The following is a 14474-nucleotide window of genomic DNA, read 5'->3' as shown; positions in this document are numbered from 1 at the left end:
TTGAAAGGGAATGCCATTCTTGCCGTCATTGAGCTTGACCTGTGCTCGTTGATGAAGCTCTGAAGTCTGCATCTTGAGGTCATTTGGGTATAATAGTTGAGATAAGAATATCCTACGTGATCTAGTATACCCAAACAACCACGTCCGGCATTAGGGTTGGTTAGGAATGTCAGTCAGTTTTATGTCAATGATAGCGGGTATGATGAGAAATGATGCAAAAACGCCCAGCGAGGCTGGGCGTGGAAGCTTTACAGAATGATGGTTTTGTTACCCAGCACAAAAACATGATCATTGAGCACTTTACCCAAGGCTTTGCTCAAGACGTTTTTCTCAACGTCACGTCCGGCCTGCGCCATATCGTGTGCGCTGAAGGTATGGTCAACAGGAATGACATCCTGTTTGATGATTGGGCCTTCGTCCAAATTGCTCGTCACAAAGTGTGCTGTCGCACCAATGATTTTCACACCACGATCATAAGCTTGCTGATAGGGTTTCGCACCGATGAACGCTGGTAAGAAGCTGTGGTGAATGTTAATGATGCGATGTGGGTATTGGTTAACAAATTCTGGCGTCAGAATGCGCATGTATTTCGCTAATACCAAGTAATCTGGTTGATATTGATTGATCACTTCAAGCACTTGTTGATCGTGTTGATCACGGGTCAAACCTTCGTGTGACACAAAGTGGTAAGGAATATCAAAACGTTCAGTCAGCGTTTGCAGTTTATCGTAGTTACCAATAACCGCTGCAATTTCAACGTCTAAGCTACCATCGTAGTTTTTCATCAGAATATCACCTAAGCAGTGAGACTCTTTGGTCACAAGGATAACGATGCGCTTACGCCCTGAACTGACCAACTGATGCTGTGCACCTTTAGGTAACGCCTGGTCTAGGTCGGCTAAGAAGGTTTCGTCATTGAAATACCCTTCAAGCTCGGTACGCATAAAGAACTGGCTAGAGGTGTTGTCTACAAACTCACTGTTATGAATGATGTTCAGTTGATGTTTGTAACAGATGTTGGTGATTTTTGAGATGAGCCCTGGCTCATCGCTGCAGTGTGTCAGCAGGGTTTTCTTTTCCATCAAATACGACTTCCGTGAAAGAATTTTTTTATCGTTAAAAAATAAATCGAGTGGCCTAAACGGCAGAGGCGTGCTCGAGAATAGCCACTATAATTAATCCATAATCAGAATAGATTCAACCTCTATAGAAAAAAGCATTCGTCGTGACGTTAGGTGACCTGAAGTGTCGGTAAGGAAAATGCCGTCTAAATCAGACAAAACGGTAATATTACGCTGTCTCAAGGTGACTGTTATGGACAAAGATCTACTCGCTCATAAACTCTACATCGAACGTGTTAGTGCTCTCATGGGAGATAACAACATAGACTACGAATTGCTTGACCAAATGTGGGAAGCCAAAGCTTCGCCCAGTGCTGCGGCCAAAGTGCTGCTGATGCAACAAGAGCAGGGAATCGGTTTTGATGCCCCCGCTTGGTTAACCCGTTACCTCAACAGAAAGTGACTCTATGAAAAACGATGACGAACGAAAAACAGAGGTTGTCAGCCTCAAGATAGTGAATAATTTATTTTAAGTTAGCCATTGATTGACTGTTGGCGGCATGTAATCGAAGTCGCGCCGTCAACAGAAACCTGCCATAATCTCGCCATCTTTTTTTCCACCATGAATAGGCAATGATCGCTAAAACCTTCTCTCAACAGGGCGCTTTAGGGCAAGCGATTCCCGGATTCCAACCTCGCCAAGCTCAGATTGACATGGCGCAAGCCATCGAGAAAGCGATTCGCACTGATGGGCAAGTCGTTGTTGAAGCGGGAACCGGAACCGGAAAAACCTTCGCTTATTTGGTTCCTGCGCTGCTAAGTGGTAAAAAAATTATCATTAGTACCGGCTCAAAAAACTTGCAAGAACAGCTATACCATCGTGATTTACCGCTAATGGTCAATGCGTTAGGTTTTTTAGGTAAAACGGCATTACTGAAAGGACGCTCAAACTATCTTTGTCTTGACCGTTTGAGTCGGCAGATGATCGAAAGCCATACCAATGAATCTGACCCAACACTGCTCAGTCAATTAGTCAAAGTGCGCAGTTGGTCGTCCGAGACCAAAACTGGTGATTTGGGCGAGTGTGACTCTCTGCCTGAAGACAGTTTGATCATCCCTTCGATTACCTCAACCAACGACAACTGTTTGGGTAAAGAGTGCCCAAGTTATCAAGACTGTTTTGTCTCTAAAGCCCGCCGTAAGGCAATGGACGCGGATGTAGTCGTGGTAAACCACCATCTGTTTCTTGCCGATTTGGCGATCAAAGAGACAGGATTTGGCGAACTGATCCCTGAAGCCGACGTTTTTATTTTCGATGAAGCGCATCAGCTTCCTGATATCGCCAGCCAATATTTTGGCCAATCCTTGTCGAGCCGCCAAATTCAGGAACTGGCGAAAGATATCGAGATTGGCTATCGCACCGAAGCGAAAGATATGCGCCAACTCCAGAAGATGGCCGAGAAGCTCCAAAATAGCGCGATGGATTTACGTATTGTGCTTGGAGAGCCCGGTTATCGGGGCAACTGGCGCGATGCCATTGTGTCGCCTTCGGTATCAAGAGAAGTGGAACGTCTCAAAGAGAGCTTAGATTTCGCCATCGAAGTATTAAAGATGGCTTTGGGTCGTAGTCAACTGCTCGATACGGCTTATGAGCGTGCCTGCTTGATTAAAGCTCGGTTAGAACGCGTTTGCGATGTGTCGATCACCGGTTATTCCTACTGGTTCGATACCACACCCCGCCATTTTTCGTTGCACATTACGCCGCTCTCGGTCGCGGATAAGTTTCACGAACAGATAGAGATAAAGCAGGGCGCATGGATTTTCACCTCGGCAACTCTTGCCGTGAACGACGATTTTAGCCATTTTACCCAGCGTTTAGGCATTAAACCGAAAGCGCAATTCTCACTGCCAAGTCCGTTTGATTATGAACATCAAGCCAAACTCTGTGTCCCTCGTTATTTGCCTGAGCCTAATAGCCCAGGATTGGCGGATAAATTGGTGCGTATGCTCGCGCCAGTGATTGAAGAGAACCGAGGCCGCTGCTTCTTTTTGTGTACGTCGCACAGCATGATGCGTGATTTAGGTGAGAAGTTTCGTGAGCGGTTGACGCTTCCAGTGTTGATGCAAGGTGAAACCAGCAAACAGAAGACGTTGGCAGAGTTTTTAGAGTTAGGTAACGCTTTGCTCGTTGCAACGGGGGCTTTTTGGGAAGGAATTGATGTTAGAGGCGATACCCTAAGCTGTGTTATCATCGACAAACTTCCTTTTACCGCTCCTGATGACCCGTTACTGAAAGCTCGCATAGAGGATTGTCGGTTACGCGGGGGAGACCCTTTTGCTCAAGTACAATTACCCGAAGCGGTCATTACGTTAAAGCAGGGTGTAGGACGACTTATTCGAGATAAGAAAGACCGTGGCGCATTAATCATTTGTGATAACCGCTTGGTGACTCGGGATTATGGCGGTATCTTCCTCGCCAGTTTACCGCCGATTCCGCGCACGCGAGATTTGCAGGTAATTTCCGACTTTCTTCGTACATTATCAGAAACAGAAACAAATTAGAGATATCCATGAGCGCAAAAATTCTTGCCATCGATACCGCAACAGAGATGTGCTCCGTTGCATTAATGGTGGGGGATGAGATTTTCTCCCGTAGTGAAATAGCTCCGCGCGATCACACGAAAAAGATTCTACCTATGGTGGATGAAGTGTTGAAAGAAGCCGGTGTAACTTTGGCTGAAGTTGATGCGTTAGCCTATGGTCGTGGTCCTGGTAGCTTCACCGGGGTTCGAATTGGCATCGGCATCGCCCAAGGCCTAGCGTTGGGAGCTGATCTGCCAATGATTGGTATTTCCACGTTAGCAGCTATGGCACAAGGTGCTTATCGTCTGCATGGTGTGGAAAACGTCGCTTGTGCCATCGATGCGCGGATGAATGAAGTCTACTGGGCTCAATATCAACGTCAGCAAGATGGTAGCTGGATCACACTTGACGATGAATGTGTGATACCACCAAGTGACTTAGCAGCGCATTTGCGTCACGATAGCAACACTTGGGCACAAGTTGGCACAGGTTGGGATGCTTACCAAACTGAGATGGCAGAGATCGGGCTTCAACGTTCTACCACCGATGTTTTGTATCCAGAATCGCGCGATATTGCTTTCCTTGCTAAATTTGAATGGCAAAAAGGCAACACTGTTCCGGTGGAAGAATCCAGTCCGGTTTATTTACGTGATAACGTAGCTTGGAAAAAGTTGCCAGGACGTGAATAACCTCGTTGAGATGAGGTGGTTCACACCTCGTCTCAACCTCTAAAGGAACTGTATGGTATCAATTAACGGTTTACCGCCTTCCATCCCCGGTCCTAATCGTGCCTCCAAAGCGAAAAAGGGCCAAGGCAAGAAGAGTGAAAGCACCGAATTAGCGGCTCCTTCGAAACTGGCTACCGCCGTTTCTCAATCTATTCGCCATGTTGATGAGGCGGATATTCGCGGTGCTCAACTGCATTATGATTTGCCGGAAGGCCGAGCCCGAAAAGCAATGGAAGAGTATATGGATGTCATGAATCGAGCAAAAAAAGAGGAACTTGCTCAGATGTTAGGCGTCGATATATACATCTAATCAGCAAGTTAGAGGATTAACTATGTATATGATGAGATGGAGAAGTCTCCTAAGCTTATTTCCAATCGTATTGTTGACAGCGTGTGCCTCTTTACCGCCTGAATTGGCGTCAAGCGACACGGCTGTTATTACAGATTACTCAACCTGGACCGAAACGAAACCGTCTGCCGATAGTGAAGTCCGTTTAGGGGGAGTAATTGCGGGAATTTCCAATCAGGCGAATAGCACTCGTTTGGAAATTGTTAATCTCCCTATAGATAAAGCAGGACGCCCAGACATCAGCCAAGAACCGCAAGGTCGGTTTGTTGCTTATGTAAAAGGATTTCTCGACCCAGTGACTTATGCTCCTGGCCGCTTGGTGACCCTCGTTGGCAAAACCGCAGCTAGTGAGCAAGGAAAAGTCGGAGATTATGCTTACACCTTCCCTACCATGAAAGCGTCAGGCTATCACCTGTGGAAAGTGGAACAGCGCGTCATTATGGATGATGTCGGTCCTTACTTTTATCCATGTCGGGGGTTTTACTGTCGACACTTCGAAAAAGATTCTAATGAAGGTCGCGTAATTCAAACGGTTAAATAATGTTGACTGAAACGAAGTATGCACTGGCTGATGGTGAGCTTGCTGCCGTCGAAATCGGCGATGCAAAAAGTGCAGATACCACCATCGTGTTTTTACATGGATGGTTAGATAACGCTGCCAGTTTTTTTACAATCATGGAAGCTTTTCATCAGCTCGCCCCTCAATACCATTTATGTGCCATCGATCTCCCTGGGCACGGGTTATCCACGAATAAAGCAGGTAGCAATTTCTATCTGTTTCACGATTATGTGGACGACATTTATCAATTAATGCCACATTTTTCGCCAAATAGACGAATTATGGTAGGTCACTCTCTTGGTGCTTTAATCTCGGCTTGCTATAGTGCCGCCTTTCCTGAGCAAGTCGCAGGATTAGTTCAAATTGAGGGTTATGCGCCACTGTTTGAAGACCCAGATGCTTGTGTAGCACGAATGCGTGAGGGGGTAATTAGCCGCCACCAATATCGCAGTGTTCCAGCCCGTGGTTATGACAGTGTGAAAACGGCGATTCGTCATCGTTCTCAGGTCAACAAGATTCCTCCCGCCTTGATTGCTCCGGTCATTGAGCGTGGGATGCGTCAAGTTGGTGACCTGTGGTATTGGCGTTGTGATGCAAAATTAAAATGTGATGCCTTGTACCGGATGAGTCCGGCCCATGCAAAACAGATTATGAAGCAGGTGACTTGTGTCGACCGAGTCATTCTTGGTGAGGAAGGATATCCTTATTTACATCAACAATGCACCGAATTGACGGAGAAAAAACCGGAAGTGTTTACCATTGCAGGTGGACACCATTGCCATCTGGAGCAACCGCAACAGGTCGCTGAACTGATTCTTGGCTTGGTTAACAAAATTAACGAAGGGCTTGAGTAACAGATACTCAAGCCAATTGGCTATGCTGATAGTATTATCAAAATAATAAAGCAAATTAATGCCAATGACGAGGAGTATACAGTGGATAAACCCTGGCTTTCACGTTACCCAAGTGATGTACCTGAAACCATCGATCCCGATCAATATCAGTCACTTGTTGAGATGTTTGAGTTATCGGTAAGAAAATTTTCTGACCAACCTGCATTTATCAACATGGGCACGGTGATGACTTTCCGTAAATTGGAAGAGCGTAGCCGTGCTTTTGCTGCTTATCTACAAAATGAATTGAAGCTGAAAAAGGGCGATCGTGTCGCTCTTATGATGCCCAACTTGCTGCAATACCCTGTTGCACTGTTTGGTATTTTGCGTGCCGGTTTAGTGGCGGTGAACGTTAACCCGCTTTATACCCCGCGTGAACTGGAACATCAGCTTAAAGACGCCAACATCGAAACCATTGTGATTGTGTCGAACTTTGCCAACACCTTGGAAAAGATTGTTGCTCACACCCCAGTGAAACACGTTATCTTGACGAGCCTTGGGCAGATGTTGCCGCGCGCGAAAGGCACTATCGTCGATTTTGTGGTGAAGTACGTTAAACACCTAGTGCCGAAATATCACCTTCCGGGGGCGATCTCGATGCGCCAAGCGATTCGCAAAGGCCGTCGCCTGCAGTATGTGAAACCCTATTTATCCGGTGATGATATTGCCTTTTTGCAATATACCGGCGGTACTACCGGCGTCGCTAAAGGGGCAGTACTGACTCATCGTAATATGGTGGCGAACGTACTCCAAGCCAAAGGCGCCTACGGGCCTGTATTGCGTGAAGGCCGTGAGCTGGTGGTGACAGCGTTGCCGCTCTACCATGTTTTTGCACTGTCGGTGAACTGCTTGCTGTTTGTTGAAATGGGCGGGGCAAACTTGCTGATTACCAACCCGCGCGACATTCCCGGTTTTATCAAAGAACTTGATAAACATGATGTGACCGCCATTACCGGCGTTAACACGCTTTTCAATGCGTTAGTGTCCAATATGGATTTCCATACCTTGGACTTTAGCCATTTGAAGTTATCAGTAGGTGGCGGCATGGCGGTGCAGCGTGCGGTGGCCGATAAATGGAAAAAGATCACGGGAATCCATTTACTGGAAGGGTACGGTTTAACCGAATGTTCCCCTCTTGTCGCAGGTAATCCTTATGATCTGACCGATTATTCTGGTGCGATTGGTTTGCCTGTGCCGTCAACAGAAGCACGTCTTGTCAATGAGCAAGGTGAAGTGGTTGGTCACGATGAAGTTGGTGAGCTACAAGTGCGTGGCCCACAGGTAATGCAAGGTTATTGGATGCGACCGGATGCCACTCGTGAAGTGCTGACCGAAGATGGCTGGCTATCGACGGGAGACATCGTGCGCTTTGACGATCAAGGGATGATGTACATCGTGGATCGCAAGAAAGACATGATTCTCGTCTCGGGCTTTAACGTCTATCCAAATGAAATTGAAGATGTCATCGCGCTCAATGATAAAGTGCTTGAGGTAGCTGCGATTGGTCAAACCCATGAAATTTCTGGTGAAGTGGTCAAAGTGTACATCGTTGCTCGGGATAAAAGCTTGACTAAAGAAGAGGTGATTGCTCACTGTCGCGAACATTTAACCGGCTACAAAGTACCGAAAATTGTCGAATTTCGTAGCGAGCTGCCTAAATCCAACGTAGGTAAAATCTTGCGTCGGGTGCTGCGTGAAGAGAACGAGCAGCAGCAAAAATCCGCTTAATCGAGATTGGGTGAGTACACTCTGCCTGTCAGAGCAGTTATCCAGAGCAAACAGTGTTACAATGCCGGCAGAAGACGCCGGCATTGTTATTTCAGTGCCAGTCCCCAATTCACAGAAGTGAGCTTTGAGTGAAATATCAGATAATAACAACCAATAGCGAATTAGAACGTATCTGCAAAGTGGCGCGCGAGACCGATGTCGTGATGTTGGATACGGAGTTTGTTCGAGTCAGAACTTACTACCCTCAATTGGGCTTAATCCAACTGTTTGATGGCGAAAATGCCTCATTGATCGACCCTCTAGCCATTACCGATATGACGCCATTTGTGGCGTTACTGCAAGATACCGCTGTGCTCAAAGTGCTGCACGCTTGCGGTGAAGATATTGAAGTGTTCTTCAATGAATTTGGTTGTGTACCGACACCTATGGTTGACACTCAAATCATGGCCGCCTTTTTGGGCTACGGTTTATCAACGGGATTTGCTGCATTAGTGAGTGAATACGTTGGGGTGGAATTGGATAAAAGCGAGTCTCGTACCGATTGGTTAGCTAGACCACTTACATCAAAGCAGCTTGATTATGCAGCAGCCGATGTCTTTTATTTAATGCCCATCTATGATGCGTTGCGCGTGAAGGTTGAACAAGCGGGTTGGTTAGAAGCAGCGTGGCAAGAATCGCATTTACAGTGCATGAAACGTACGCGTGTTGCCAATCCAGAAAATGCTTACTTAGATGTCAAAGGGGCGTGGCAATTAACGCCAAAAGAGTTAGCCGCATTGAAACCGTTAGCCACATGGCGTCACCAAGAGGCGATTAAACGTAATCTCGCGCTGAACTTTGTGCTGCGTGAAAACGAAATGCTGCTGATCGCGAAAGAGCTTTTAAGAACACCGAAAGCGATGGAAGAAGCAGGAATCGATCCTCATGCCATTCGTCGCCATGGTGCCAAATTGGCCGCGATTGTCAAAACTTCCCTTGCGATTCCAGCGGAAGAATACCCTGAAGCGATTGTGCCCTTGATGGATTATCCAGGTTATAAGCAACTGTTTAAGCAATTGAAAGATATCGTTAAAGCAGCGGCTGAAAGTAAAGGGCTCGCCACGGAATTCGTCGCATCGAAAAAACAACTCAATCAGCTTTTGAGTTGGGTGTGGAAAAAAGATCGCGATCCAGCCAAACTGCCCGATATTATGCAAGGTTGGCGTTTGGCCTTGGTTGGCGATAAGCTCAACCAGAAAGTATGATGCTTTAGCACATAACCGCTCTTTGAGCGGTTATTGTCGTTTTGGCCTTGATGTTCAAGGCCCACAAGGAAACAAAAAGAAGGATAGTCATGACTGCAACCCAATACCTTAACGATCTTAACCACCGTTATTTGAACATTCACCGCGTCAAGGAAGATTTTTTCTGGGAAACCTATATGGGCATCAGCGATGACCATGAAGGTTCAGCCAAAGCGCAAACCGCGTGGACTAAATTCCTCAGCACTGCCCAGCAAATTCAAGACGTTCGTGACCAATTAGCGCAAGCTGAACATATCAGCGATGCAGCAGAAAAAGCGCAAACCGTTCAAGGGCTAAAAGGCTGGCTAGCGATGTTTGAAGCGCACGCCATTGAATCTGAGCAGGCTCAAGAACTCAAAGATCAACTGATTCAGTTTGAAGCTGATCTGTTTGAAAAGAAAAAAGCCTACGCGATGAGCTATCAAAATGAGAAAGGTGAGACAGTCGAAGCGTCTCTGGTCTCATTAGGTTCAACTGTGCGAACTAACAACCATGAATCAGTACGTAAAAGTGCCCACCAGGCCTTGCTGGATTTGGAGCAATGGGCGCTAAACAATGGTTTTATTGAGCTGATTAAATTGCGTAACCAGTTTGCTCGCTCTTTAGGTTTTAAAACCTTCTTCGACTACTCTGTCGCCAAAGGCGAAAAGATGACCAGTGAGCAGTTGTTCACTATCCTCGATGATTTTGAAGAGCGTACTCGCTCTGCACATCAGCGCAGTTTAGCCGCTCTAGCAGCCGAGAAAGGGGACACTGCGTTAGCTGGTCATAACTTTGTGTACTCGTTTGCTGGCGATGTGATGCGTGAACTGGACCCTTATGTGCCATTTGCTAAATCATTGCGCCGTTGGGCTGAATCGTTTGGTCGTTTACACATTGATTATTCTGGTGCAGAACTGACACTGGATCTTCTTGATCGTAAAGGTAAATACCCTAACGGTTTCTGCCATGGTCCAATTCCATCATTTTATGACCAAGACCAATGGGTAGCGGCAAAGGTGAATTTCACCAGTAACGCTAAACCAGACCAAGTGGGTAGTGGCTACGACGGTATCAACACCTTGTTCCATGAAGGTGGCCATGCTGCGCACTTTGCCAACGTGAAATTGAATGCGCCATGTTTTTCTCAAGAGTTTGCACCGACGTCAATGGCTTACGCTGAAACTCAATCCATGTTCTGCGACAGCTTATTGACCGATGCAGATTGGCTAAAAACCTACGCATTGGATGTGAATGGCACCCCAGTACCAGACGAAGTGATTCAAGCGATGATTCAAAGTCGCCAGCCGTTTAAAGCGTATGAAGAGCGCAGCATCTTAGTGGTGCCTTACTTTGAACGTGCGCTGTATCAACTGAGTGACGATGAGTTAACACCTGAACGTGCAACCGCATTAGCCCGTGAATGTGAACAAAAAATTCTCGGTTTGGCGTGCAGTCCGCGTCCGTTGATGGCGATTCCTCATCTGCTCTCTGATGAATCAGCGTGTGCTTATCATGGTTACTTGCTGGCGCATATGGCGGTGTACCAAACTCGTGCTTACTTCCTGCAGCGTTTTGGTTATCTCACCGATAACCCAGAAATTGGTCCTTTGCTGGCTGAACACTACTGGCGTCGTGGTAATAGCCTATCTCACAACGACACCATCGTCGCACTGACGGGTGAAGGCTTTAACGCTAAATACTTAGCGGATACCTGTAACCTTTCCGTTGCAGAAGCATGGCAAGTGCAACAGAAAAAAATCGCCGCATTGGCAACTCGAGAGCAGTCTGCTCCTGCTGATTTGAACGCGACCATTCGTGTTGTGGATGGGGCGAAAGAGTTGGCTTCGAACGTGGAATCGATGGAAACCATGTGCGATGAGTTTGAGCAATACATTGCTGAGCACTATTTTAGCTAAGTGGCTGAAACGGTAACCATAAAAAATGCCAGTCACTGACTGGCATTTTTACTTAACTAAGAAACGGAGTTTAGCGTTCTTCTTCAGGTAGTTTGACATTGAGTTCCAACACCGAGATATCGTCATCTTTGTGATCGAAGGTCAACTCAACCATTTCTGGGTCAATCGCAACGTATTTGGCGATCACTTTCAGAATGTCTTCTTTTAATTGTGGTAGGTAAGTCGGCGCAGGATCGCTCCCACTACGACGTTCAGCCACAATAATTTGTAAACGCTCTTTGGCTAAGCTGGCCGTTGTTTTTTTCGGTGGACGGAAAAATTCAAGTAGTGACATACGTCATTAGCCTCCAAACAGTCGTTTAAAAATTCCTTTCTTAGGTTCAGTCAGAAAACGGAATTCGATCTCCTGACCGAGTAAACGTTCCACGGTGTCATCATAAGCTTGGCCTGCATCTGACTCATCGTCAAAAATAACAGGGATACCTTTGTTTGATGCATTCAATACCGCTTGGCTTTCTGGAATCACACCGAGTAGAGGAATGTGTAGGATCTCTTCGACGTCGTTGACGCTCAGCATTTCGCCTTGGTTAACACGAGCAGGGTTGTAACGAGTTAACAGCAGGTGCTGTTTTACCGGCTCTTTGCCTTCTTCCGCGCGCAATGATTTCGAATCTAGGATGCCAAGAATACGGTCAGAGTCACGGACAGAAGAGACTTCAGGGTTGGTGGTCACAATCGCTTCATCGGCGAAGTAGAGTGCCATCAATGCACCTTGCTCGATACCCGCTGGTGAGTCACAGATAATGAAATCAAAACCCATGGTGTCCAACTGGTCTAAAACACGTTTAACGCCATCCTTGGTAAGAGCGTCTTTATCACGAGTTTGTGAAGCTGGCAGGATGTAGAGATTTTCGTTGCGTTTATCTTTGATAAGCGCTTGGTTTAGGGTTGCTTCACCATTGATTACGTTAACGAAATCGTAAACAACGCGTCGTTCACAGCCCATGATCAGGTCAAGATTACGTAGGCCGATATCGAAATCGATCACCGCCGTCTTTTTGCCTTTCAATGCTAAACCCGACGCGATCGCTGCGCTAGAGGTGGTTTTACCTACACCGCCTTTTCCTGACGTGACGACAATAATGCGTGCCATTTTTTCTTTTCCTTTCAAACTTATATAGTAAGTAGTTCAAAATGAAGTGATTCTTCATTCATGCTAAGCATCACTTTCTTTTGCCAAAACTCACTTTCAATTTGGTCACTAAGCCAATAGTTCCCTGCAATAGAGACTAGTTCAGCCTGTAAATCTTGACAGATAATCTTTGCTTCTTTTTGACCACTCGCTCCAGCAATTGCCCGGCCGCGCAAGGTCCCATGAATATGGATTGAACCATCGGCAATCACTTCAGCGCCAGGGCTAACGTGATTGAGGATGACTAAATCTCCATCTTTCGCGTACACCTGTTGACCGGAGCGAATCGGCGTGTGAATCACTTTGGTCGGTGCAATGTGTGCAGGTGCATTGGTGGGAGAGTTGCTGGTGGTCATCACTGCAAATCCAGCTTCTTTTGCCAAATTTTGCGTGCGTTTATCATGACATCCGGTAATTCCGACAGGAATTAATCCTGCGTCAGCAATCCCTTGTTTCAATGCACTAAAATCAATATCACTCGTCACTTTAGCGATATTGATAACGACAGGTGCGCTGGCGAAGAAAGCGGGGGCTTGTTCCACTTTCTGTTTTAAAAATTCTACGCTATTGGCGACCTGATTGTCAGAAAGGTGTAATACTGACAAAGTAAAACTACTACCTTTTAGGTCAGGTATATTAGACATCGTTACTTTGACCTCATAAACTCATGGCTAATTAAGAAAGGGCGTTGCCTGAGACTAGGGTTGTCATGTTATATTCCATAACAGACCACAGCAAGTTATCTTACAACCTTTTAAGTGATTTGCTGGCAATTTTATTGAAACTTGACGGTTTCTGTACAAAAACGCGATAAAAGCGGCTTATTTACAATAAAAGGCTTGTCATGCTTTGCTCTATCTATAAAAGTTCTAAGAAAGAAGGCACCTATCTCTATGTGCCAAAACGAGACGATTTTTCACAAGTACCTGACACTCTGATGCAGATGTTCGGTAAACCTAGTTTTGTCATGCTAGTCAATCTGGAAAAACGCCAATTGGCGCTCGTTGACGTGGAAAAAGTGAAAAACGCTTTAAATGAGCAAGGTTTTTTCCTGCAACTGCCGCCACCACCAGAGAACTTACTAGAAAAATATAAACAAGAGAGGGCGCGTCAGCAAGCTAAGTAGCACCAACTGTTTTGAGAAGTATCCAGGATTGGTGGTAGCTGGGGCAGCGCTCTTCAAATGCCTCACCGCTCAAGGAGGAGATCTTGAGAAAATTACTTTCGATTATTTTAGGTATAACACTCGCCTCACCAGTGTTAGCCGGAGACAATGCGGGTTTTGAACAGTATATCGAAGGTTTAAAACAGCAAGCAAAACAGGAGGGTATCTCTGATAAAGTGATTCAGGATGCCTTCGCTGACGTTCAATACCGCCCACGAGCGGTAGTCGCTGATCGCAATCAACCAGAGAAAAAACTGACTTTAGACGAATACATTCCTCGTGCTGTCCCTAGTTGGAAGGTTGAACAGGCGAAAAATCTCTATAAAAAGTACTATGACGATTTGCAAGCCATTGGTGAAAAGTATGGTGTGCAGCCAAGGTTTATTGTCGCCCTATGGGGGGTTGAGAGTAACTTTGGCTCTCTAACCGGTGGTTATAACGTGATCGATGCGTTGTCGACCATGGCCTATGATGGCCGCCGTGAAGCCTTTTTCCGCAATGAAACCATGGCAGCTCTGAAAATCCTGCAGCAGGGTCATATTGATGCTAAAGAGATGAAAGGCTCTTGGGCAGGGGCAATGGGGCAATGTCAGTTTATGCCAAGCTCATTTTTGGCCTACGCGGCTGATGGTAATGGCGATGGTAAAAAGGATATCTGGGGCAGTAAAGTCGATGTGTTTGCATCAACAGCAAATTACCTCAGTCAATCTGGCTGGAATGATCGTCGCACGTGGGGACGCCAAGTAAAATTGCCTCACGGGTTTGATGTGAATCTTGCTGGACGCGAAGCGGATAAAGGCAAATATTTGCATGAGTGGAACGAGTTAGGTGTGACTCGCTATGATGGTCATCCGTTGCCAAAATTAAACGATGACATTAAAGCGTGGCTGATTATTCCTGATGACGAAAAAGGTCGCGTGTACTTGGTATACAGCAACTATAACGTCTTGATGAAATGGAACCGCTCGTACTACTTTGCTTTGGCTGTTTCTCATCTAGCAGATGCAATGGTGTTCTAACTGCTCTTGTCATTGT

Annotated in this window: 15 protein-coding genes; 11 read left to right on the top strand and 4 right to left on the bottom strand. The window is 46.2% G+C overall.

The features are described from left to right. Positions 1-248: 248 nt before the first annotated feature. Complete coding sequence (purU, locus tag OCV11_RS11745) at positions 249-1082, bottom strand: formyltetrahydrofolate deformylase (protein WP_261893037.1); 834 nt, start codon at positions 1080-1082, stop codon at positions 249-251. 232 nt (positions 1083-1314) lie between these two features. On the opposite strand from purU, the gene OCV11_RS11740 reads away from it, so the two are divergent. The 9 genes from OCV11_RS11740 (at position 1315) to OCV11_RS11700 (ending at position 11082) form a co-directional block, all read left to right on the top strand. Continuing rightward, positions 1315-1524 (top strand): hypothetical protein, encoded by a 210-nt coding sequence (locus tag OCV11_RS11740; RefSeq protein ID WP_261893036.1) that lies wholly within the window; start codon positions 1315-1317, stop codon positions 1522-1524. A gap of 170 nt (positions 1525-1694) precedes the next feature. After that, positions 1695-3623, top strand: coding sequence for an ATP-dependent DNA helicase (locus OCV11_RS11735; protein ID WP_261893035.1), 1929 nt, complete (start codon positions 1695-1697; stop codon positions 3621-3623). An 8-nt stretch (positions 3624-3631) separates the two neighbouring features. Next, a complete protein-coding gene (tsaB, locus tag OCV11_RS11730; protein ID WP_261893034.1) occupies positions 3632-4333 on the top strand; it encodes a tRNA (adenosine(37)-N6)-threonylcarbamoyltransferase complex dimerization subunit type 1 TsaB in 702 nt (233 codons plus the stop codon). A 52-nt stretch (positions 4334-4385) separates the two neighbouring features. Further along, entirely contained in the window at positions 4386-4682 is a 297-nt protein-coding gene (locus OCV11_RS11725) for a chromosome partitioning protein ParA (protein ID WP_261893033.1), read from the top strand. A gap of 31 nt (positions 4683-4713) precedes the next feature. Continuing rightward, entirely contained in the window at positions 4714-5262 is a 549-nt protein-coding gene (locus OCV11_RS11720) for a Slp family lipoprotein (RefSeq protein ID WP_373332827.1), read from the top strand. Beyond that, a complete protein-coding gene (locus OCV11_RS11715; RefSeq protein WP_261893031.1) occupies positions 5262-6134 on the top strand; it encodes an alpha/beta fold hydrolase in 873 nt (290 codons plus the stop codon). Before OCV11_RS11720 ends, OCV11_RS11715 begins: the two co-directional genes overlap by 1 nt. 81 nt (positions 6135-6215) lie before the next feature. Further along, positions 6216-7901 (top strand): long-chain-fatty-acid--CoA ligase FadD, encoded by a 1686-nt coding sequence (gene fadD, locus OCV11_RS11710; protein ID WP_261893030.1) that lies wholly within the window; start codon positions 6216-6218, stop codon positions 7899-7901. 128 nt (positions 7902-8029) lie between these two features. After that, positions 8030-9145 carry a ribonuclease D gene (gene rnd, locus OCV11_RS11705; RefSeq protein WP_261893029.1) on the top strand — a complete coding sequence of 372 codons (1116 nt, stop codon included), beginning with the start codon at positions 8030-8032 and terminating at the stop codon, positions 9143-9145. A gap of 89 nt (positions 9146-9234) precedes the next feature. Further along, positions 9235-11082 (top strand): M3 family metallopeptidase, encoded by a 1848-nt coding sequence (locus OCV11_RS11700; protein ID WP_261893028.1) that lies wholly within the window; start codon positions 9235-9237, stop codon positions 11080-11082. Between the two features lie 70 nt (positions 11083-11152). Here the strand turns inward: OCV11_RS11700 and minE are convergent, their stop codons facing one another. From minE to minC, 3 genes are read right to left on the bottom strand one after another with little or no spacing between them, the layout of a single operon-like run. Next, the gene (minE, locus tag OCV11_RS11695) at positions 11153-11416 is read right to left on the bottom strand and encodes a cell division topological specificity factor MinE (RefSeq protein ID WP_261893027.1); all 264 of its coding nucleotides are present in this window, start codon (positions 11414-11416) and stop codon (positions 11153-11155) included. Positions 11417-11422: 6 nt separating this feature from the next. Continuing rightward, positions 11423-12235 (bottom strand): septum site-determining protein MinD, encoded by an 813-nt coding sequence (gene minD / locus OCV11_RS11690; RefSeq protein WP_261893026.1) that lies wholly within the window; start codon positions 12233-12235, stop codon positions 11423-11425. A 20-nt stretch (positions 12236-12255) separates the two neighbouring features. After that, positions 12256-12918: a septum site-determining protein MinC gene (minC, locus tag OCV11_RS11685; RefSeq protein ID WP_261893025.1), complete on the bottom strand. Its 663-nt coding sequence runs from the start codon at positions 12916-12918 to the stop codon at positions 12256-12258. A 200-nt stretch (positions 12919-13118) separates the two neighbouring features. On the opposite strand from minC, the gene OCV11_RS11680 reads away from it, so the two are divergent. Beyond that, positions 13119-13400 (top strand): YcgL domain-containing protein, encoded by a 282-nt coding sequence (locus OCV11_RS11680; RefSeq protein ID WP_261893024.1) that lies wholly within the window; start codon positions 13119-13121, stop codon positions 13398-13400. Between the two features lie 83 nt (positions 13401-13483). Next, positions 13484-14458, top strand: coding sequence for a lytic murein transglycosylase (locus OCV11_RS11675; RefSeq protein ID WP_261893023.1), 975 nt, complete (start codon positions 13484-13486; stop codon positions 14456-14458). Positions 14459-14474: the final 16 nt, after the last annotated feature.

It is taken from the genome of Vibrio porteresiae DSM 19223 (genome assembly GCF_024347055.1).
GTDB lineage: Bacteria > Pseudomonadota > Gammaproteobacteria > Enterobacterales > Vibrionaceae > Vibrio > Vibrio porteresiae.
The sequence above is the reverse complement of the archived record's forward strand: the minus strand, read 5'-3'. Positions and strand labels throughout refer to the sequence as shown.

Excerpts from the sequence above, each read along its gene's own strand:
- OCV11_RS11725 (WP_261893033.1), top strand. The coding sequence starts at position 4,386 with ATGGTATCAATTAACGGTTTACCGCCTTCCATCCCCGGTCCTAATCGT.
- OCV11_RS11735 (WP_261893035.1), top strand. The coding sequence starts at position 1,695 with ATGATCGCTAAAACCTTCTCTCAACAGGGCGCTTTAGGGCAAGCGATT.
- OCV11_RS11680 (WP_261893024.1), top strand. The coding sequence starts at position 13,119 with ATGCTTTGCTCTATCTATAAAAGTTCTAAGAAAGAAGGCACCTATCTC.
- tsaB (WP_261893034.1), top strand. The coding sequence starts at position 3,632 with ATGAGCGCAAAAATTCTTGCCATCGATACCGCAACAGAGATGTGCTCC.
- OCV11_RS11715 (WP_261893031.1), top strand. The coding sequence starts at position 5,262 with ATGTTGACTGAAACGAAGTATGCACTGGCTGATGGTGAGCTTGCTGCC.
- OCV11_RS11700 (WP_261893028.1), top strand. The coding sequence starts at position 9,235 with ATGACTGCAACCCAATACCTTAACGATCTTAACCACCGTTATTTGAAC.
- minD (WP_261893026.1), bottom strand. The coding sequence starts at position 12,235 with ATGGCACGCATTATTGTCGTCACGTCAGGAAAAGGCGGTGTAGGTAAA.
- OCV11_RS11740 (WP_261893036.1), top strand. The coding sequence starts at position 1,315 with ATGGACAAAGATCTACTCGCTCATAAACTCTACATCGAACGTGTTAGT.
- minC (WP_261893025.1), bottom strand. The coding sequence starts at position 12,918 with ATGTCTAATATACCTGACCTAAAAGGTAGTAGTTTTACTTTGTCAGTA.
- minE (WP_261893027.1), bottom strand. The coding sequence starts at position 11,416 with ATGTCACTACTTGAATTTTTCCGTCCACCGAAAAAAACAACGGCCAGC.
- purU (WP_261893037.1), bottom strand. The coding sequence starts at position 1,082 with ATGGAAAAGAAAACCCTGCTGACACACTGCAGCGATGAGCCAGGGCTC.
- OCV11_RS11720 (WP_373332827.1), top strand. The coding sequence starts at position 4,714 with ATGAGATGGAGAAGTCTCCTAAGCTTATTTCCAATCGTATTGTTGACA.